22 protein-coding genes are annotated in these 17,701 nt (G+C 65.1%); 13 read left to right on the top strand and 9 right to left on the bottom strand.

All coding sequences use genetic code 11. The annotated features are described in order from the left end of the window. Positions 1-24 precede the first annotated feature (24 nt). Genes EV686_RS15940 through EV686_RS15925 form a run of 4 tightly spaced genes read right to left on the bottom strand, consistent with a single transcriptional unit; the run spans position 25 to position 2,120 of the window. On the bottom strand, positions 25-552 hold the full coding sequence (locus EV686_RS15940; RefSeq protein WP_132477947.1) for a DNA-deoxyinosine glycosylase: 528 nt from the start codon (positions 550-552) through the stop codon (positions 25-27). Next, positions 530-811: an acylphosphatase gene (locus EV686_RS15935; protein WP_132477946.1), complete on the bottom strand. Its 282-nt coding sequence runs from the start codon at positions 809-811 to the stop codon at positions 530-532. The genes EV686_RS15940 and EV686_RS15935 overlap by 23 nt, the downstream gene beginning before the upstream one ends. 41 nt (positions 812-852) lie before the next feature. Then, entirely contained in the window at positions 853-1,245 is a 393-nt protein-coding gene (locus tag EV686_RS15930; protein ID WP_132477945.1) for a YchJ family protein, read from the bottom strand. Beyond that, entirely contained in the window at positions 1,242-2,120 is an 879-nt protein-coding gene (locus EV686_RS15925; RefSeq protein WP_132477944.1) for a GntR family transcriptional regulator, read from the bottom strand. Before EV686_RS15925 ends, EV686_RS15930 begins: the two co-directional genes overlap by 4 nt. Before the next feature lie 169 nt (positions 2,121-2,289). Here EV686_RS15925 and EV686_RS15920 point away from each other — a divergent pair, with 169 nt between their 5' ends. The 13 genes from EV686_RS15920 (at position 2,290) to EV686_RS15860 (ending at position 13,823) form a co-directional block, all read left to right on the top strand. Next, the gene (locus EV686_RS15920) at positions 2,290-3,192 is read left to right on the top strand and encodes an amidohydrolase family protein (RefSeq protein ID WP_132477943.1); all 903 of its coding nucleotides are present in this window, start codon (positions 2,290-2,292) and stop codon (positions 3,190-3,192) included. Beyond that, a complete protein-coding gene (locus EV686_RS15915) occupies positions 3,189-4,559 on the top strand; it encodes an NAD-dependent succinate-semialdehyde dehydrogenase (protein WP_132477942.1) in 1,371 nt (456 codons plus the stop codon). Before EV686_RS15920 ends, EV686_RS15915 begins: the two co-directional genes overlap by 4 nt. A gap of 25 nt (positions 4,560-4,584) precedes the next feature. Continuing rightward, positions 4,585-4,998 (top strand): cupin domain-containing protein, encoded by a 414-nt coding sequence (locus EV686_RS15910; protein ID WP_132477941.1) that lies wholly within the window; start codon positions 4,585-4,587, stop codon positions 4,996-4,998. A gap of 36 nt (positions 4,999-5,034) precedes the next feature. Next, the gene (locus tag EV686_RS15905) at positions 5,035-6,111 is read left to right on the top strand and encodes an isocitrate/isopropylmalate dehydrogenase family protein (RefSeq protein ID WP_132477940.1); all 1,077 of its coding nucleotides are present in this window, start codon (positions 5,035-5,037) and stop codon (positions 6,109-6,111) included. Positions 6,112-6,202: 91 nt separating this feature from the next. Next, positions 6,203-7,183 (top strand): Bug family tripartite tricarboxylate transporter substrate binding protein, encoded by a 981-nt coding sequence (locus tag EV686_RS15900; protein ID WP_132477939.1) that lies wholly within the window; start codon positions 6,203-6,205, stop codon positions 7,181-7,183. A 54-nt stretch (positions 7,184-7,237) separates the two neighbouring features. Continuing rightward, positions 7,238-7,423 carry a tautomerase family protein gene (locus EV686_RS15895; protein ID WP_132477938.1) on the top strand — a complete coding sequence of 62 codons (186 nt, stop codon included), beginning with the start codon at positions 7,238-7,240 and terminating at the stop codon, positions 7,421-7,423. Positions 7,424-7,536: 113 nt separating this feature from the next. Further along, positions 7,537-7,842: an antibiotic biosynthesis monooxygenase family protein gene (locus EV686_RS15890; protein ID WP_132477937.1), complete on the top strand. Its 306-nt coding sequence runs from the start codon at positions 7,537-7,539 to the stop codon at positions 7,840-7,842. 129 nt (positions 7,843-7,971) lie between these two features. Next, positions 7,972-9,489, top strand: coding sequence for a polyphosphate:AMP phosphotransferase (gene pap, locus EV686_RS15885; RefSeq protein ID WP_132477936.1), 1,518 nt, complete (start codon positions 7,972-7,974; stop codon positions 9,487-9,489). A 111-nt stretch (positions 9,490-9,600) separates the two neighbouring features. Continuing rightward, positions 9,601-9,888 carry a hypothetical protein gene (locus EV686_RS15880; protein WP_132477935.1) on the top strand — a complete coding sequence of 96 codons (288 nt, stop codon included), beginning with the start codon at positions 9,601-9,603 and terminating at the stop codon, positions 9,886-9,888. Between the two features lie 206 nt (positions 9,889-10,094). Then, positions 10,095-10,343, top strand: coding sequence for a GlsB/YeaQ/YmgE family stress response membrane protein (locus EV686_RS15875; RefSeq protein WP_132477934.1), 249 nt, complete (start codon positions 10,095-10,097; stop codon positions 10,341-10,343). 94 nt (positions 10,344-10,437) lie between these two features. Further along, a complete protein-coding gene (locus tag EV686_RS15870) occupies positions 10,438-10,839 on the top strand; it encodes a YkvA family protein (protein WP_132477933.1) in 402 nt (133 codons plus the stop codon). 42 nt (positions 10,840-10,881) lie between these two features. Beyond that, complete coding sequence (locus EV686_RS15865) at positions 10,882-12,303, top strand: DUF2868 domain-containing protein (protein WP_132477932.1); 1,422 nt, start codon at positions 10,882-10,884, stop codon at positions 12,301-12,303. Continuing rightward, a complete protein-coding gene (locus EV686_RS15860) occupies positions 12,300-13,823 on the top strand; it encodes a DUF3482 domain-containing protein (RefSeq protein WP_243650920.1) in 1,524 nt (507 codons plus the stop codon). Before EV686_RS15865 ends, EV686_RS15860 begins: the two co-directional genes overlap by 4 nt. A 30-nt stretch (positions 13,824-13,853) precedes the next feature. On the opposite strand, the gene trxA is transcribed toward EV686_RS15860, so the two are convergent. The 5 genes from trxA to EV686_RS15835 all read right to left on the bottom strand — a co-directional run bounded on the left by trxA (position 13,854) and on the right by EV686_RS15835 (position 17,624). Then, the gene (gene trxA, locus EV686_RS15855; protein ID WP_132477931.1) at positions 13,854-14,234 is read right to left on the bottom strand and encodes a thioredoxin; all 381 of its coding nucleotides are present in this window, start codon (positions 14,232-14,234) and stop codon (positions 13,854-13,856) included. Positions 14,235-14,349: 115 nt separating this feature from the next. Continuing rightward, positions 14,350-14,856, bottom strand: a complete 507-nt coding sequence (locus EV686_RS15850) for a TPM domain-containing protein (RefSeq protein WP_132477930.1) — start codon at positions 14,854-14,856, stop codon at positions 14,350-14,352. An 86-nt stretch (positions 14,857-14,942) separates the two neighbouring features. Further along, positions 14,943-15,896 (bottom strand): TPM domain-containing protein, encoded by a 954-nt coding sequence (locus tag EV686_RS15845; RefSeq protein ID WP_207901829.1) that lies wholly within the window; start codon positions 15,894-15,896, stop codon positions 14,943-14,945. Between the two features lie 6 nt (positions 15,897-15,902). After that, complete coding sequence (locus EV686_RS15840; protein WP_132477929.1) at positions 15,903-16,523, bottom strand: LemA family protein; 621 nt, start codon at positions 16,521-16,523, stop codon at positions 15,903-15,905. A 111-nt stretch (positions 16,524-16,634) separates the two neighbouring features. Continuing rightward, on the bottom strand, positions 16,635-17,624 hold the full coding sequence (locus tag EV686_RS15835) for an asparaginase (RefSeq protein ID WP_132477928.1): 990 nt from the start codon (positions 17,622-17,624) through the stop codon (positions 16,635-16,637). Positions 17,625-17,701: the final 77 nt, after the last annotated feature.

Here is a 17,701-nt window from a genome sequence, read left to right as displayed (position 1 = left end):
TTGCGAGGCGACTCGCAATGCACCCTACACCGCCAGCGCTGCGCGCCACTGCCGCAGCTTCTCCTCGAACACCATGCCCGCATGCGCCGGGCTGGTCGACGGCAGGCGCACCAGTTCCGGCAACTGCCGTTCCGCCAGGCCAGGCAAGGCGTGGCGCCGGAACAGCTGCTCGGCCGTCGCGCCGTTGAAGCAGATGCGACGGATACCGCCATGCCGTGCAAGAAAAGCGGAAAAATCGTTGCAGACGATGCTGTCCCTTTCAATGGCAGCATCCAGGCTGCCCGGACGGCGGCACTGAGCCAGCACGTCCCACAGCGCCACGCCATGCGCTGCCAGTTGCGCCAGCCGCGCTTCGTAAGGCAGGGCGGCATCGAAGCCGAACACCTCGGCCATCACCGGCCAGAACGCATTGCGCGGATGCGCGTAATACTGCTGCCGTTCCAGCGACCTGACGCCCGGCATCGAACCCAGCACCAGGATGCCCGGATCGTGTCCGACGACGGGAGGGAAGCTGGCGGCCTCAGGAACGTCAGACCTGCTGGAAGAACGCATAGCGTTTTTCCGTGTCGGAATCCTGGTGCGCGACATCGTCCACGCGGGCACGAGGCGGGCCGATGCGCATCCAGGCGAGCATGCGGTCTATGCTATCCAGGCTTCCCTGCAGCAATGCGTGCACGCTGCCGTCTTCCATATTCTGCACCCATCCCTTGACACCAAGCGCGTGCGCCTGCCGGACGGTTGCGTGGCGGTAGCCGACGCCCTGCACTTTTCCTGTCACTACTACCGTAACGGTAGCCACCTCTTCATCCATCGGCACTCCTCTCTGCTATCTGCCGCGAATCCCGGCGGGATTCAACGGAACTCGCCATCCACATAAAACCAGCGGCCCTGCTCCCTGACGAAACGGCTCACCTCATGCAGGCGTTGCGCCCTGCCGTTCAGGCGCGTGCGCGCCACGAACTCGACGAACGCTGCATCCTCCGTCTCCTGCCTGCTGCCTCGCACCTGCAGGCCAAGCCACTTCAAACCCGGCGGGTCGGGCTCCAGCGCCGCCGGACGGGTACTCGGATGCCAGGTCTCCAGCAGATAATCCGCCAGGCCCAGCACGAATGCGCTGTAGCGCGACCGCATCAGGTGCGGCGCATCCGGCGCCTGCAGGTATTGCGGTCCATCATGCCAGCGTCCGCAGCAGGACGCATAGGCCCGCCCGCTGCCGCAAGGACAAATACCGACGGCCTCCTTCATCCCGCCGCCGACAACTGCTTCTCGCGCGCCGCACTCTGCAGATGCTGCCGCATGAATTCCGCCGCTTCCACGGTGCGCCGCTCCAGCAACAGGTCGATCAGCACCAGGTGCTCCTTGCAGCGCCGCAAGGCCTGCTCGCGATCCACTGCCTTCTGATATTCCATCAGCCGGCGGATGCGGTTCAGGCGACGCAGCGAATCCAGGATAAAGGTATTGCCGGAACAGGCCGCGATGGTTTCATGCAGCCGGGTATTGGCATCGAAAATCTGCGCGGGCGACACCACGTTGACCATGCCTTCGGTCAGGACCCGCTGTTCTTCGCGGCATTGCAGCAGCCGGGGCACATCCAGCGTGAAGCCCGGCTCCAGGATTCCCGCCGGCTCGATCAGCAAACGGAAGCGATAGCCCTGGGCATACGCATCCGGCGATGTCATCGCCTCGATGAAAAGCCAGCCGTGGCCGGGCAAGCGTTCGATCCAGCCTTCCTGGACGATGCGCCGCAAGATATCCGACAGCTGCGAGCGCGTCACGCCATAGCGCCGCATCAGCTCATTCTCGGTGATCCTGTCCGGCAGCAGGCCCGCGAGCCTATCCTGCGCGATCTGGAGATAGATGCTCTCCATCGGAGACTCCGTCTCCTCCGGCAGGACAGGCTGCTCGTGCGAACGCTCTCCCACCATGAAGCCGCCGTCCGGATGGCGCTCGATCAAGGTCTGCCGCGCCATCTGCTGCAAGGCCGCCCTGACGGGCGAGCGCGATACGCGCAGCGCCTCGGCCAGGCCGCGCTCGGGCAGGCGCGTGCCGGCCTCCAGCGCATTCACGCGGATATGCTGCAGGATATCCCGGACCAGTTGTGACGGCAGTGTGTTTGGCATGCGGAACTCATCGACGATCGCGGCGAGCCGCTATGGTAACGCGCCCGCTCCCGACCCCACCAGACATGGTATCGACGGCGGTGCTGCCATCGGCAACCCGTTAGGTGTTTTCCCTTATTTTTTGATCTTTATGGTATTTTGATTAAACAAAGTACCATATACTAGCCGCATGAACAGCCCGACCAGCCCTTTTTCCATTCCGCCGGACGCATGCGACTGCCATGTCCATGTCTTCCTGCCCGAGCAGTTTCCGTATGCCACCAGCCGCAGCTATACCCCTCCGGCCGCGACCATCGGCGAGCTGCTCGAGCTGCGCAGGCGCCTGGGAACCGGGCGCACCGTGCTGGTCCAGCCCAGTTGCTACGGCACCGACAACGCCGCCATGCTCTCCGCGCTGGCAGCACTGGGCACCGGCGCGGCGCGCGGCATCGCCGTCATCGATCCAGCATCCATTACCGATGAGGCCCTGCGCCATCTCCACGACAGCGGCGTGCGCGGCCTGCGCCTGAACCTGCGCGTGCAGCCCGAAGACGCCGGCGGCCTGGATCGCATCGTCCGCCTGTGCCGTCAATCCTCCGACCGCATCCGCCCGCTGGGCTGGCATCTGCAGCTGCACCTGGACGCCGCCCTGCTCGCACGCCTGGCGTCGATGCTGGAAGCGCTGAACGTCCCTCTGGTGCTGGATCACTTCGGCGGAGGCGCCAGCGCCGTCGACCTGGTGTCGGACCTGCTTCTCGCCGGCAATACCTGGGTCAAGCTGTCCGCGCCATACCGGGTATCCACACAGCCGGAGTACGCAGACCTCGCCCGGGCCACGCAGCGTTATCTGTCGCTGGCGTCCGAAAAACTGCTTTGGGCATCGGACTGGCCGCATACAGGCGGCAACGGCGTACGAAACGCGGACAGCCAGGCCATCGAACCATTCCGGCGGGAAGACGCCCTGCAGGCGCTTGCCCGCCTGGCGCGCTGGGCGGGTGATTCCGCCCGGCTGCACGCCATCCTCGTCGACAACCCCGCGCAGCTCTACGGCTTCCAGCCATCCACCGCTTCCTCCAAAGGTGTCCTCTCATGATCCACGCCATCAACCCCGCAACCGAACAGCGCATCGCCAGCTACGACTTGCACACGCCTGCACAGGTTGGGCAAAAGCTGGCAAATGCCGCGAAGGCCCAGAAGAACTGGGCGCTGAAGCCCGTCGAAGAACGCGCATCGCTGCTGCTGTCCCTTGCCACCGTCCTGCGGCGCAACAGCGCAGCCTATGCCCTGCTGATCACCCGGGAAATGGGCAAGCCCATCACGGAAGCCGAAGCCGAGATCGAGAAATCGGCAGTCACCTGCGAGTTCTATGCCAGGACGGCGCCCGTGTTCCTGGCGGACACGCCCGTTGCCAGCAACGCCAGCGACAGCCGCGTCGTGTTCGATCCGCTGGGCGTCGTGCTGGCCATCATGCCCTGGAACTACCCGTTCTGGCAGTTCATCCGTTTCGCCGCTCCCGCGCTGGCCGCCGGAAACGGCGCCTTGCTGAAGCATGCCAACAATGTTCCGGGTTGCGCCCTGGCCCTGGAGCAGGCATTCCAGGAGGCAGGCACTCCCGACGGTCTGGTCGCCACGCTGCTGATTGAAGCCTCCGACGTCGCCGCCGTACTGGCGGACGAACGTATCGCGGCGGTCACGCTGACCGGCTCCACCTCCGTAGGCAAGCTGGTGGCCGCGCAGGCGGGCCAGCTCATGAAGAAACAGGTGCTGGAACTTGGCGGATCCGATCCTTTCGTTGTCCTGGCCGATGCCGACATCCCCGCCGCCGCAAAGGCTGCGGTCAAGGCGCGCTTCTCCAACACAGGCCAGAGCTGCATCTCCTCCAAGCGCTTCATCGTGGACGCCTCGGTGGCCGACCAGTTCGTCGCCGCCTTCTGCGAGGCCGCCACAACGCTGAAGACAGGCAATCCGGAGGACCGCGACACGACCATCGGCCCCATGGCCCGCGCAAACCTGCGGGACGACATCCACGCCCAGGTCGAGAAATCCCTGCAAGAAGGCGCGCGCCTGCTGCTGGGCGGCAAGCCCGTCGCGGGCCTCGGCTATTTCTATGAACCCACGGTCCTGGATCACGTCACGCCGGACATGACCGCCGCCACCGAGGAAACCTTCGGCCCGGTCGCCGCCATCATCCGCGCAGCCGATACCGAAGACGCCATCCGCATCGCCAATGCGACGGAGTTCGGCCTGGGCGCCGCGCTCTGGACCAGCGACCTGTCGGCCGCCGAAACGCTCGTGCGCCGTATCGAGGCCGGCGCGGTATTCGTCAACGGCATGGTCGCCTCCGACGCGCGGCTTCCCTTCGGCGGCATCAAGCAATCCGGCTACGGACGCGAACTCGGCGAGTTCGGCATTCGCGAATTCACCAACATCAAGACCCTGTGGATCGGGCCTGCCCGCTAAGCACCTCTTTCAAGGACTCACTCCGATGATCAAGACCAAATCCAACTCGGTTCTCCTGAAGCCCGGCACTTTGAAAAAGCATGATCGCGGCGGCGGCGCCAGCACGACGCCGCTCGTTACCAAGGGGCTGGGCGCATCCGTATTCATCACGGGCTATACGGAATTCAAGGGCGGCGCAAAGATCCCCTTCCACTATCACAACTGCGAGGAAAGCGTACTGCTGCTGGAAGGCAACGCACTCTTCGATATCGACGGCGAAGAGTTCGAGGTCAACCCGCAGGACGTCACCTTCATTCCCGCGGGCGTGCCCCATCGCTTCCGCAACGCGTCGGAAACCGAGCCCATGAAGATCATGTGGATCTACGGTTCTCCCGATGCCAACCGCACGCTGGTGGAAACGGGAGAAACACGCCCCATCGCCGCCGAGCACAACACCTGATCCCTTGCAGGCAACCTCTTTCCCGTTGGAACCATCATGAAATTTCTCGTACTCCCCGGAGACGGCATCGGCCCCGAAATCGTGTCGTCGGCGGTCGACGTCCTGAAAGCGGCCGACCGCCGGTTCGGCCTGGACATTGCATTCACCTACGAAGACATCGGCTTCGCCAGCCTCAAAAAACACGGCACCACGCTGCGCGAAGACGTACTGCAGGGCGCCCGCCAGTTCGACGGCATCCTGCTGGGAACGCAGTCCCACGCAGACTACCCTGCTCCCGAGCAGGGCGGCCGCAATATCTCCGGCGCATTCCGCGTCGGGCTGGACCTGTATGCCAACGTCCGCCCGGCCCGCACCCGGCCGTTCCTGCCCAGCAACCTGAGCGCGGGCAAGACCATGGACCTGGTCATCATGCGCGAGGCGACCGAAGGCTTCTATCCCGACCGCAACATGTCGCGCGGCTGGGGAGAGATGATGCCGTCGCCGGACATGGCCATTTCCGTGCGCAAGATCACGCGCCACTGCAGCGAGCGCATCGCCCGGCGCGCCTTCGAGCTCGCCATGAAGCGCGGGAAGAAGGTCACGGCCATCCACAAGGCCAACAGCTTCCATATGACGGACGGCCTGTTCCTGGAGTGCGCGCGCAAGGTGGCCGCGGACTTCCCCGAAGTCGCGTTCAACGACCTGCTGGTCGACGCCTCGACCGCCTACCTGGTCCGCAATCCGGAGCAATTCGACGTGCTGGTCGCCGAGAATTTCTATGGCGACATCCTGTCCGACCTGGCCAGCGAGCTGTCCGGCAGTCTCGGTCTTGCCGGCTCGGTCATGGCCGGCGACGACCTGTGCTGCGCCCAGGCGCAGCACGGCTCCGCCCCCGACATCCAGGGCCAGGACAAGGCGAATCCAACGTCCATGATCCTGTCAGCCGCCATGCTGCTGGAATGGCTGGGCGAACACCGCCGGCTTGCCGCCTGCAGCCTTGCGGGACAAGCCATCCATGCCGCCGTCGAAGCAACGCTGGCGAACCCCGGCACGCGCACGCCGGACCTCAAGGGCGCGATCGGCACGAAAGCATTCAGCGCAGCCGTCATCGCGCACATCGAAGCACAGCAATAACGCATTTCCCGCAAAACCCGGACAACCGGCACTGGCAGCCGCCCCGCGGGGACCAGCCAGTGCGACATCCACCACATCGAGGAGACAACTCATGTTCCGCCTTACCCGCACGATCGCATTCATCGCCGCACTTTCCGCGCCCATCACGCCCGCCCTGGCCGGCAATGGCCCCGACAACTATCCGGACCGCCCGGTGACGATCATCGTTCCCTTCGCTCCCGGCGGCGGCAGCGACAATATCGCGCGCTATATCGCCTCGCGCCTGCACGAACGCACGAACGGAACGATCATCGTGGAAAACCGCGCAGGCGCCGGCACCAACATCGGCAACGGCCTTGCCGCGCAGGCGAATCCCGACGGATACACGCTTCTGTTCGCCCAGGTGACGCTGGCGATCAATCCGCATATCTACAAGGACCTGCGCTACGACGTGCAAAAGGACTTCACGCCCGTCGCCCACCTCGCCAGCTCTCCGACCGTGCTGCTGACCAGCCAGCACACCGGCGTCAAGACCGTCGCGGAGCTCGTCGATTACGCCAAAAAGAATCCAGGCATGGTGAACTACGGTTCCGGCGGCTCGGGCACTTCCGTCCATCTGGCGGGCCACCTGTTCAACTCCATTGCCAAGCTGGACATGACCCATGTCCCCTACAAGGGCAGCGGTCCCGCCATGATGGACCTGATCGGCGGGCAGATCCAGGCCATCTTCGACACGGCGCCCTCCGCCGTTCCCCAGGTGAAAGGAGGCAAAGTCGTACCGCTGGCCGTCACGGGCAAGGCCAGGCTTGAAGCGCTGCCCGACGTGCCCACCTTCACCGAAGCGGGCTATGCCGAATTCGACGCGCCCGCATGGTATGGCCTCATGGCTCCCAGCGGAACACCGGCCGCCATCGTCGCTTACCTCAACGAGCAGGTCAATCTCGTCCTGGAAGAGCCCGAAACCAGGGAGCGCTTTACCCAGCTGGGATCCGTCACCGTTCCCGGCACGCCCGAGGATTTCGGCAAATTCATTTCCAGGGAGTCCGAGCGCTGGGCGGCCGTTGTCAAAAGCGCGGATATCAGTGCAAACTGACGCTTTGCCACAAAGACCAAGCCCTCTTTCCCATAACTGACACAGGAATCCATCATGCCCGAAGTCGTCGTCTACGCCGTCAAAGGCCGTTCCCGCGAGCAGAAGAAAATGCTCATGCAGAAAATCACGCAAGCGGTCGTCGAAAGCTTCGGCATCGATGGCGACCGTGTCATCGTGCAGATCGTCGAAGCGGATCCCGACCATAAATCTCGCGGCGGTGTACTCTACAGCGAGCGCTGATTTTTTACCGCCGGGCCGCCCCAAGGTAAAAAGCGCCCCCTTGGGGGGCAGCAAGCGGGCGTCAGCCTGCGCAGCGTGGGGGCATTGTCCCATTCACAAACCAGGAGACAAGCATGATTGAAGAAGTCGCCGACCTGCGCATCCAGCCGGGCCAGCAGCAGGCATTCGAAGCCGCCATCCACAAGGGCGTCACGACTGTCATCGCCAATGCCAAGGGATTCCAGGGCTACAGCGTCAGCCGCAGCGCCGAAACGCCGGAGCGCTACCTGCTGAGGATCCAGTGGGCTACCCTGGAAGACCACACCGTCGGCTTCCGCGAGTCGGAGCTGTTCCCGAAATGGCGCGCCATCGTCGGCCCGTTCTTCACGGCGCCCCCGGCTGTCGAACACTTCGCGCTGGTGGAGAAGCCCGCGCAATAGAAAGCGGATCTTTACTCCATCCTGGTAAACGCCTCGCTCATCGCCGACGAGGCGTTTCGCGCTTTTTCGTCCGTGATGCATAATCGTGTCATCAGCCACCATCCCCGGCTGCACGCAGCCCGCAGACACATGTTTTCCCACGCCGAAACGGATCCCGTCATCGACAAGGACGAAGCCAGGGAGCTGGAGGCCGACTTGCGCATCCGCCTGCTGCAGCACCAGTACCGCAGGCTGCAGCAGGCGGAACAGACGCTGCTGATCGTCGTGGCAGGCATCGACGGCGCAGGCAAAGGCTCGGCAATCAACCTGCTCAACACCTGGATGGATCCGCGCCATGTCCACACGCTGGCCTTTGGAAAGCTGAACAAACGCGAAGCCATGCGTCCCGCCATGTGGCGCTACTGGAACTCCCTGCCGCCCAAGGGACAGACCGGGATCGTCTTCGGATCCTGGTATGGCGCCCTGCTGGCCGAAGCGCAGCGCAAGCATCCCGATACGGAAAAGATGGCGCAGTACGCCCGGATCATCAACCGGTTCGAGGCCATGCTGGCAGCCGAAGGCGTGCAGGTGGTGAAGCTCTGGTTCCACTTGTCGCGCGAGGCGCACAAAGAACGCACGGAGCGTCTGCTGCAAAACCCGGAAACCGCATGGCGCGTCAGCCGCGCCGACCTGAAGGCGCAAAAGCGCTTCCACCGCCTGCGCCGCGCCGGGGAAATCGCCATCACGCAGACGCTGCGTCCGCACGCCCCCTGGTACATCATCCCCAGCGCGAACGACGATACCCGCGCGATCCACACCGCGGACGCCGTCCTGCAGGCGCTCGAACAGCCGCCCGCCACGCGGATCGTTGCCGACACGCCCTTGCCGGTGCAATGCCTGCCCGCGCCGGAGCGCCGGGCCGCGCCGCCCGAACGCATCGGCAAGGACGTCTACGAGGCCCAGCTGGCGCACTGGCAGGGCCGGATCGCCCAGGCCATGCGATCCAGGGCGTTTTCCGAGCGCTCCCTGGTACTGGTGTTCGAGGGGCAGGATGCCGCCGGCAAGGGCGGCGCCATCCGCCGCATCACGGCCGCGCTGGACGTGCGCAGTTTCGACATCCATCCGGTTTCCGCCCCCAACGCGTATGAACGTTCCCGCCCCTATCTGTGGCGCTTCTGGCGCAAGCTGCCGCCGCACGGAAAGATCGCCATCTTCGACCGCTCCTGGTACGGACGCGTGCTGGTCGAGCGCGTAGAACGGCTGGCCACGCCCGCGACCTGGCAGCGCGCCTACGATGAAATCAACGACTTCGAGGCCCAGCTATGCGCCAACGGCACGCAAGTCCTCAAGTTCTGGCTGGAAGTCTCGAAAGCCGAGCAATTGCGCCGCTTCAAGGAAAGGGAAACCTCGCCCTTCAAAAGCTTCAAGCTCACGCAGGACGACTGGCGCAACCGCACCAAATGGAACGCCTATCGCAATGCCAGCCAGAGCATGCTGGAACGCACCAGCACACACCACGCACCCTGGCATTGCATCCCGGCGGACGACAAGCGCATGGCAAGGCTGAAGATACTGGAAGCCGTGGCCACCGCGCTGGAATCCGCCGATGGCCACGAACCCGCGCACCAGGAACCGCCCATACAGAAGCAGACCAGCGAGTTTTCCTGAGCGCCGCCGTCCGTCAGGCGGCAAGGGAGCCGCAAAACGGGCCGGACGAAAAGCAGGCGCCGCGCAGCCTGGCGGCTTGCGCATTCGCTCCCAATGGAGGAGACTCACATCATGTCCTACGATTCTTTTTTCATGGCACTCGCCTTCGTCGTCCTGACCGCCATCGCCGGCGGCTGGGCGGCCAGCCGCGCCTCCACCATACGCGCCAGTCTGACGGCCTGCCTGCTTCTGGGGGCCGTCCTGGCAGCCATCATCCTGTTCCTGGCGCAGTCCGTGCAGACTGACGGCTTCATCGGGCTGATCGTCATCGCCACGTTCATGTTCTCGTCCGTCATTGCCTTCAGCGCTTCCCTGGTCATGCGGCGCGTGCGCGACAGGCGCCATCATCCGCACGCCTGATCGCTCCGGCTTCGCCGCGCGCCGCACCCCGCCGCAACAAAACTACCCTCGTTTGACCTGGGACTGAAGTCCGGGCTTGTACATGGGCGCATGGTCAGTAGCATTGCAATAACAACCTGAAACAAAATGCATGTCGCTGCGATGGACACTGTCACGGGACATCCCTATGATGAAGCTTCTTATCGCCCTTGAAGGAGGACAGCAGCATGGCCATCATCAGCATGATCATCATCGGCTTCATCGTTGGTCTTCTGGCTCGCGCCATCATGCCGGGAGATCAGAAGCTCGGTTTCATCCTGACAGTGCTTCTTGGTATCGTCGGCTCCGTCGTCGCGGGCTTTCTCGGCGGCGCGCTGGGGCTTTACCAGGCAGGCCAGGGAGCAGGCTTCATCGGCTCCATCGTGGGCGCCATCATCGTGCTGTTCATCTACGGGCTGATCACGAAGAAACGCTGAGTAAGCCGGCAAGGCGGCGTCGCATGCCGCCTTGCCGTTCTCCTGGCCCGACGTACCGGTACAATACCCTGATGCATATCGTCCAGGAGGCCTGATGGAAACTGACACCTCTCGCTACCAGCGCTTCTTCTCCAGTACCGACTTCTGGAAGAAAATCGCCGTGCGCGGCAAGTCTGTCGGCCGCGGCGTCCTGGAAAAAGCCCTGTACCTCTACTATGCGGTGCAGAACGAAAACACGCCCAAATGGGCCAAGCGCGTCATCTATGGCGCGCTTGGCTACTTCATCTTCCCGCTGGACATGATCCCCGACCTGGCGCCCCTCATCGGATACACGGATGACGCCAGTGTGATGGCCGCCGCGCTGGCGACCGTCGCGTTCTACATTACACCCGACGTCAAGGCCCAGGCCCACGAAAAACTGGCGCAATGGTTCGACAAGGATGCCGGCGATACCGGCTCCACGGCGGTCAGCCAGCCGGAACACCATCGATCCTGACGCATGCGGCAGCCCCCCAGTCCGACCGGCGGCGCCGGCTCCTTGACAGACCTCTGGACGGCGGAAACCATACGCCTGCGCGAGGCTCTTTGGGGGCCGCTGGAGGACAGCGCCGAAGTGCGCCAGGCGCGCGCCGAAGGCCATGGCTTTGTCCAGCGCCTGCTGCTGCGCGCACGCCTGCTGGCCAGGCGCGAGTCCCTGGACAAGGTGCTGCGGCAGTGGCAGCGCGTCGCCCGCCTCGCGCTGCTGGCCATGCTGGCCGCCGCCGCGCTGGCCGGCATCGGCACGGCGCTTTCCGCACTGGGCGACGGCGCCCGCTCCATCAACCTGAACATCGCGCTGGCCACCACCCTGGGCATCCATAGCTTCACACTGCTGCTGTGGCTCTTCAGCCTGGCCATCGGCCGCGGCCAGGGCGGCGCATGGCTGGGCGAAGCCTGGCTGTGGCTGACACGCAAGCTCGCCCGCGGCCCCGATGCGGCCCTGGCGCCCACCGCGCTGGTCTCCCTGCTTGGCCGCAACAGCAGCCTGCGCTGGGGGCTGGGCAGCATCAGCCATCTATTGTGGCTGGTACTGCTGATCAGCATGCTGCTGGCGCTGACGGCACTGCTGGCCACCCGCAGCCATACATTCCACTGGGAAACGACCATCCTGCCGGACGAGGCCTTCGTCTCGCTGACCGGCATCCTGGGATGGCTGCCCTCGCAACTCGGCTTCCAGATGCCGACGGAAAGCATGATCCGCGCCAGCCGCAATGCCGGCTCCGCCCCGGCCTACGTCCACGCTTTATGGACCAGCTGGCTGATCGGCTGCATCGTCACCTACGGCCTTCTGCCGCGTCTGCTGGCCTTTATCGTCAGCATCCTGCTGGCGCGCCTGAACCTGTCCAGCCTGACGCTGGACGATGCGCTGCCATCGTATGCCGACCTGCGCTACCGCCTGATGCCGTCCAGCGAACGCACCGGCATAGACAGCCCGCTGGCGCCCGAATTCCTGCCGTCCACCGCTTCCTCGCCCAATGCCCTTTCCATGGCGGTCGCATCGGCCATCGTCGGCATCGAGCTGGCGCCCGACACGCCCTGGCCGCCAGCGCCGCTTGCTTCGTGCACCGACCTGGGCATCATCGATACCCGCGCGCAGCGCCATCATGTGCTCGACCATCTGCAGAAACACCGGGCGGAAAAACTGCTTATCGTCTGCGACGCGCGACAGACGCCGGATCGCGGCACCATTGCGCTCATCGCCGACCTGGCCGGACTGGCGCAACAGCCGGCGGTCGCGCTCATCGGCCCCCGGACAGACGCACTCCCGGCCGGAAATGCCTCTTCCGCTTCGCAAGCCGCGCCACGGCAGCGGCAATGGCGCCAGAAGCTCACCGCCGCCGGCTTTACCGATGCGCAAATCCATGATGCGCCGCAAGCCGCCGCGGACTGGCTGAACGCAGACGCCAAGGAGCCGGCATGAGCATGGATCCGCATCCGTCCGCCGGCCAGGACGAACGCCTGGACAACAACGCGCCGCGACAGCCGGATACGGCCAGGCAGACCTCCTCCATCCTGCGCATCGCGGTCGTGGGACATACCAACACCGGCAAGACCTCATTGCTGCGCACCCTGCTGCGCGACCCGGAATTCGGCGTGGTGCAGGACCAGCCCGGCACCACACGGCAGGTGGAGGGCGCGCGCCTGCTTGTCGACGGCGAAGTCGTCCTGGAACTGTTCGATACGCCGGGCATGGAAGACGGCGTCGCCCTGATGGACTACCTGGACACGCTGGCCAAGCCGGGCGAACGGATTGATGGCCCCGACCGCATCCGCCGCTTTCTGGACAGCCCGGAAAGCCAGCGACGCTTCGAGCAGGAAGCGCGCGTGCTGCGCAAGCTGCTGGCCTGCGATGCCGCGCTCTATGTCATCGACGTGCGCGATCCGGTGCTGGGCAAGCACCGCGACGAACTGCACGCGCTGTCCCTATGCGGCCATCCGCTGCTGCCCGTCCTGAATTTCGTGCATAGTCCCGAGACCCGCACGCAGCAATGGCGCGAAGCCCTGTCCCGCCTGGGCCTGCACGCCAGCATCGAATTCGACACCGTCGCGCCCGCGCTGGACGGAGAAACACAGCTGTATGAAAAACTGGCGCTGATGCTGGACCACCATGCGCCCGCGCTTCATGCCCTGAAAGACGATGTCGCGCGCCAGCGCGCGCTGCGCCGCCACGACGCCAGCCAGTTGATCGCCGACCTGCTGATCGACGCCGCCGCATGGCGCGTTAGTTGCCTGCCCGACAACGACTCCATCGCCGCCGCCGGCGACAGACTGCGCCAGGCCATGCGCGAGCGCGAGCAGCGCTGCGTGCGCGCCCTGCTGCGCCGCTACCAGTTCAGTCTGCGCGACTTCCCCCACACCCAGCTGCCGCTGGAGGGTGAGCGCTGGGGCATGGACCTGTTCCATCCCCAGGCCCTGAAGGACATGGGCCTGCAACTGGGCAAAGGCATGGCGGCGGGCGCCATGGCGGGCGCGACCATGGATCTGTTCATGGCGGGCCTGAGCCTGGGCGCGGCGACGCTCATCGGCGCGACCGCGGGCGGTCTCTGGCAAGGCATGGAACACTGGGGCAAGCGCATCGGCGGCAAGCTGAAAGGCTACCGGGAGCTGAGCGTAGACGATGCCGTCATCCGCCTGCTGGCGGCGCGGCAGTTGGCCCTGGTCAAGGCCCTGGAGCAGCGCGGCCATGCCGCGCAAACGCCCATCCGCCTGGAAGGCGGACAAACGACTGAACGGGCAGACAAGGAAGACTGCAACGGTCATGCGCAGGCGGATGCGCTGCTGCCTGCGGAACTGCGCAAAGGAGCGCTTCCGGAACCGCTGCAGGCCGCCCGCGTCCAGCCCGGCTGGAGCAGCATGTCGGCCGAACACTCGCCCGACAGCCGCCGGGAACAGGCCGTGCGCGCCATGGCTGCCCTGCTGCAGCCCGCCATCGACGCCTGACCCTGTAATGCGGGCTTGGGCCCTGGCCCGTCAGTGAGCCGCCGCGCCGCCCTTTTCCTGGGCTGCGATTTCCGCATGGACCTGGGCCATGTCCACTGCCTTCACCTGTGTCAGGAGATCTTCCAGCTGCGAAGCGGACAACGCGCCGGCCTGCTGGAACAGCAGCACGTTCTCGCGAAAGACCATCAGGGTCGGGATGGAGCGGATGCGCAGGGCCGCCGCCAGCTCCTGCTGTTCTTCGGTGTTGATCTTGGCGAAGGTGACGTCCGGATGCTGCTCGGAGGCGGCATCGAAGGTCGGGCCGAACTGGCGGCAGGGACCGCACCATGGCGCCCAGAAATCGATGATCAGGGGCTGCTCGGCCTTGGTGGCGGCCTGGAATGTGTCTTTGGTGAGTTCGATGACGCTCATGAGGGCTCCGGGATCGGGCGACGGAACAGGAATGTTATCGCCCTTGTTCCCGATCATATGGGGATGGAGGAGGTCTTTACAAGCCCGGAGCGACCTTGCCCGCCGCGCGGCTTCGCTAGAGCAGCACCGGCTTGTTCGGAAGATCGTTGCGGTTTGCCTCGCCTTGCGGCACCGGCGGACTATACATGCCCAGCAGGGTTTCGATCGCGTCGATCGCCGACAGCACGCCATCGACATAGTCGCCTGCCCGCAAGCGCGTCTGCAGGCGTTCGCAGACATCCGTCCACGCCTGGTTGGGAGCCGCGATGCCGCGATCCGCAATGATTTCTATACTATGGCTGTCGAGCGCCAGATAGAGCAGGACGCCCGTATTCCAAGGCGTATCCCATACGCGCAGGCGGCCGAAGACCTCCAGCGCGCGCAGATGGCTGTTGCGCTCATGCCCGGGCGACACCGCCTCGATGGCGATGACCAGTTCGCCGGTATGCTGCTGCTCCGCCGCCTGGATGCGGCCCGCAATATGCTGCAGGCATTCTTGCGTGAAATGCCTGCGCCTGAGCCATTGCCCTTCCAGGGTGGCCCAGCCGGTATATTCCTTCCAGATACTGCGATTACGCCCCACATTCACTCCTGAACAATCGCTGCGCGCCCTGGCGCAAGCTCATCCATGTATTCCGGCCCGCGCTTCTCGCGGGACCGAAGGCGATCTTACCAGCTGCCCGAGGCGCCGCCGCCTCCGCTGCTACCGCCGCCACCACCGAAGCCGCCTCCCCCTCCGAAGCCTCCGCCAAAGCCGCCGCCGCTGCCCCTGCCGCCCGAGAACCCGCCGCCGAAGCCGCCAACGGCGCCTCCCCGGCGCGACGCCCTGGCAAGCTGCTCCGCATTCTTGCGGCGGAATCCGCGGCCCAGGAGACTGAGCAGAAGACCTCCCAGCGCGCCCAGGATGCCGAGCAGCACGCTGCCTGTCAAAAGATAGGTAAACACGCCGCCCACCAGCATGGCCATGCCGGCAGGCATGACATACGTCATGAGCGCTACTGCGGGGAACATGATGTAAGGCGTATCGTCGCTGTAATCGGCGCTGCCGCCCGCCGCCGGAGCAGGTGCAGGCGCGGGCAGCTCTTCGCCATCGACCAGCTTGATCAGGCTTTGCACGCCAGCCACCACACCGGCCGAAAAATCGCCCTGCCGGAACTGCGGCGTGATCTGCTCGCGGATGATGCGGCCCGCCAGAAGATCGGGCACTGCGCCTTCCAGGCCATAACCGACCTCGATGCGCAAGCGGCGATCGTCCTTGGCCACCAGCAGCAGGATGCCGTCATCGACCTGCTTGCGCCCCAGGCGCCATTGATCGAATACGCGCCGTGCATAGCTCTCAATGGTGTCCTCGCCCGTGCTGGACACCATCAGCACCGCGATTTGCGCGCCCTTGCGTTGCTCCAGCGCTTCCAGCTGCTGCGTCAATTGCGCCTGGGTAGCCGCATCCAGCGTGCCGGTCTGGTCGGTGACGCGCTGCGTCAGCTTCGGGACATCCACCTGCTGCGCTCGCACGGCCGTTCCGAGCAACGCCAGGCACAGCAGCATCAGCGGCAGCAGCCACCGGCTCCATCCCCGCAAGCCGCCGCTGCCGATTGCCGGCCCTGTATGCAAGCGCCTGTCCATGCCGCCTCAACCCGCCGGCTGCGCGGCGGACGAAGGCACATCGAAGCGCACTTCAGGATCGCGCATGATTTCTTCCTGGCGCGACACGCCGTAGTTTTCCTTGACGCTGTAGCCGAAGATCTTGGCGGTGATCAGCGTCGGGAACTGGCGGATGAACACGTTGTACGCCCGGATGGCTTCCACATAGCGGCCGCGTTCGGTGGCAATGCGGTTTTCCGTGCCTTCGAGCTGCGTCATCAGGTCGCGGAACAGGCCGTCCGCCTTCAGTTGCGGATAATTCTCCGAAACCGCCAGCAGACGCGACAACGCCGACGACAGCTGGCTCTGCGCCTGCTCGAAGCGCTGCATCAGCTCGGGATTGTCCAGGTCATCGACGCTGATCTGGATGCTGCCAACCTTGGCGCGCGCCTCGGTCACTTCCGTCAGGACCGTGCGCTCGTTCACCATGTACGCATTGACCGAGTTCACCAGCTTGGGCACCAGCTCGGCGCGACGCTCGTACTGGTTCAGCACCTGGGACCAGGTGGCCTTCACTTGCTCGTCGAGCTGCTGGATTTCGTTGTACCCGCAGCCTGTCAGGAACAGGGCGAGCAAAGGGGCGAATAATTGCAGGAAACGTCGTTTCATGGCGCTGGTCTTCTATGAATGAGAAATTGCGGCGGGGCCGAACCTGCCGGAATTACAGCAGTTTGTCCCCGGCTTGCCAACAAGTGCCGTGTCAATTCAGGTAAAGAAATCTTACTGCCCATGCTCCCCGCACAGATTGCACTCCCACCAGAACGCCATATCGGCGGCGGACACGCCCGCGCCCAGCAGGCAAAACAGCTTGCCCAGCGCGGCTTCGCGCGTCATGCCTCCCGAAGGCAGGACGCCGGCCTGCCGCAGCAGGCTGCCCGCGGCATACTGCCCCGGCGCCATGCGCCCGGCCGGGCACTGGCTGATACCGACGATCACGACACCGCGCGCCACCGCCTGGCGCAGGACATCCATCAGGGTGGCATCGCCTGCCGGCCCCGTACCCGTGCCATAACATTCCAGCACGGCCCCCTGCACGCCACCGGACAGCAGCGCCCGCAGCACCTCCGCCCGCAAGCCGGGATACAAGGGCGCCACTGCCAGCTTCACCTCTTGCACCCTGGTTCGATAATCGAAGGGGATCTGCTGCCGCAGAGGCTGCAAGGGCAGGCTTTCAGGCCGCAGGACATGGAAGGCGTCATCCAGGTCGCTATGCAGCTTGGTCACCCTGGCGCCGGGCAGCAGGCGGCCATGGAAATACACATGCACGCCCGGCGACAAGGCTTCGCGATACGCCAGCATGGAACCGAACAGATTGCCCCAGGCATCCGTATCCGGCTGCCCCGCCGGCCGCATGGCGCCCGTCAGCACCACGGGCGCGGGCAGGCCGCGCAGCAGGAACGCAAGCGCCGACGCCGTGTAGGCCAGCGTATCCGTCCCATGCAGCACGACCACGCCGTCATGCGCTTCCTGCGCCAAAGCGGCAACAATACGATCCCTCATCTCCAGCCAGTGCCGCTGCGTCATGTCGGCGCTGTCGATGGGCGGCTCGACGGCCAGCCAGGACCAGTCGAGCGCGGCGCCGACCTCGGGCCAGTCATTCTGCGCCTCGCGCATCTTGCGTTCGAAGCCGCTATCGGGCGCATAACCCGCATCGGTCATCACCATGCCGATGGTGCCGCCGGTATAGACGACGAGAATCCGTTTTTTCATTGTTGCCAGGCAGGACGGGAGTCAAAAGGAGTGTGAAGCGGCATTCGCCCGCTGCGCGAGTCCCGGGCTATCCGGAC

Origin of the sequence: Paracandidimonas soli (genome assembly GCF_004342005.1) — a bacterium.
GTDB classification, from domain to species: domain Bacteria; phylum Pseudomonadota; class Gammaproteobacteria; order Burkholderiales; family Burkholderiaceae_B; genus Paracandidimonas; species Paracandidimonas soli.
Note: the sequence above shows the minus strand (reverse complement) of the source record. Positions and strands in the feature narration are given on the sequence as shown.

What these genes read in the sequence shown, in the direction of transcription:
- pap (WP_132477936.1), top strand. Translation starts at nt 7,972, where the DNA reads ATGTTTTCCCACGCCGAAACGGATCCCGTCATCGACAAGGACGAAGCC.
- trxA (WP_132477931.1), bottom strand. Translation starts at nt 14,234, where the DNA reads ATGAGCGTCATCGAACTCACCAAAGACACATTCCAGGCCGCCACCAAG.
- EV686_RS15895 (WP_132477938.1), top strand. Translation starts at nt 7,238, where the DNA reads ATGCCCGAAGTCGTCGTCTACGCCGTCAAAGGCCGTTCCCGCGAGCAG.
- EV686_RS15835 (WP_132477928.1), bottom strand. Translation starts at nt 17,624, where the DNA reads ATGAAAAAACGGATTCTCGTCGTCTATACCGGCGGCACCATCGGCATG.
- EV686_RS15915 (WP_132477942.1), top strand. Translation starts at nt 3,189, where the DNA reads ATGATCCACGCCATCAACCCCGCAACCGAACAGCGCATCGCCAGCTAC.
- EV686_RS15940 (WP_132477947.1), bottom strand. Translation starts at nt 552, where the DNA reads ATGCGTTCTTCCAGCAGGTCTGACGTTCCTGAGGCCGCCAGCTTCCCT.
- EV686_RS15925 (WP_132477944.1), bottom strand. Translation starts at nt 2,120, where the DNA reads ATGCCAAACACACTGCCGTCACAACTGGTCCGGGATATCCTGCAGCAT.
- EV686_RS15910 (WP_132477941.1), top strand. Translation starts at nt 4,585, where the DNA reads ATGATCAAGACCAAATCCAACTCGGTTCTCCTGAAGCCCGGCACTTTG.
- EV686_RS15880 (WP_132477935.1), top strand. Translation starts at nt 9,601, where the DNA reads ATGTCCTACGATTCTTTTTTCATGGCACTCGCCTTCGTCGTCCTGACC.
- EV686_RS15905 (WP_132477940.1), top strand. Translation starts at nt 5,035, where the DNA reads ATGAAATTTCTCGTACTCCCCGGAGACGGCATCGGCCCCGAAATCGTG.
- EV686_RS15840 (WP_132477929.1), bottom strand. Translation starts at nt 16,523, where the DNA reads ATGAAACGACGTTTCCTGCAATTATTCGCCCCTTTGCTCGCCCTGTTC.
- EV686_RS15935 (WP_132477946.1), bottom strand. Translation starts at nt 811, where the DNA reads ATGGATGAAGAGGTGGCTACCGTTACGGTAGTAGTGACAGGAAAAGTG.
- EV686_RS15900 (WP_132477939.1), top strand. Translation starts at nt 6,203, where the DNA reads ATGTTCCGCCTTACCCGCACGATCGCATTCATCGCCGCACTTTCCGCG.
- EV686_RS15930 (WP_132477945.1), bottom strand. Translation starts at nt 1,245, where the DNA reads ATGAAGGAGGCCGTCGGTATTTGTCCTTGCGGCAGCGGGCGGGCCTAT.
- EV686_RS15875 (WP_132477934.1), top strand. Translation starts at nt 10,095, where the DNA reads ATGGCCATCATCAGCATGATCATCATCGGCTTCATCGTTGGTCTTCTG.
- EV686_RS15860 (WP_243650920.1), top strand. Translation starts at nt 12,300, where the DNA reads ATGAGCATGGATCCGCATCCGTCCGCCGGCCAGGACGAACGCCTGGAC.
- EV686_RS15870 (WP_132477933.1), top strand. Translation starts at nt 10,438, where the DNA reads ATGGAAACTGACACCTCTCGCTACCAGCGCTTCTTCTCCAGTACCGAC.
- EV686_RS15890 (WP_132477937.1), top strand. Translation starts at nt 7,537, where the DNA reads ATGATTGAAGAAGTCGCCGACCTGCGCATCCAGCCGGGCCAGCAGCAG.
- EV686_RS15920 (WP_132477943.1), top strand. Translation starts at nt 2,290, where the DNA reads ATGAACAGCCCGACCAGCCCTTTTTCCATTCCGCCGGACGCATGCGAC.
- EV686_RS15845 (WP_207901829.1), bottom strand. Translation starts at nt 15,896, where the DNA reads ATGGACAGGCGCTTGCATACAGGGCCGGCAATCGGCAGCGGCGGCTTG.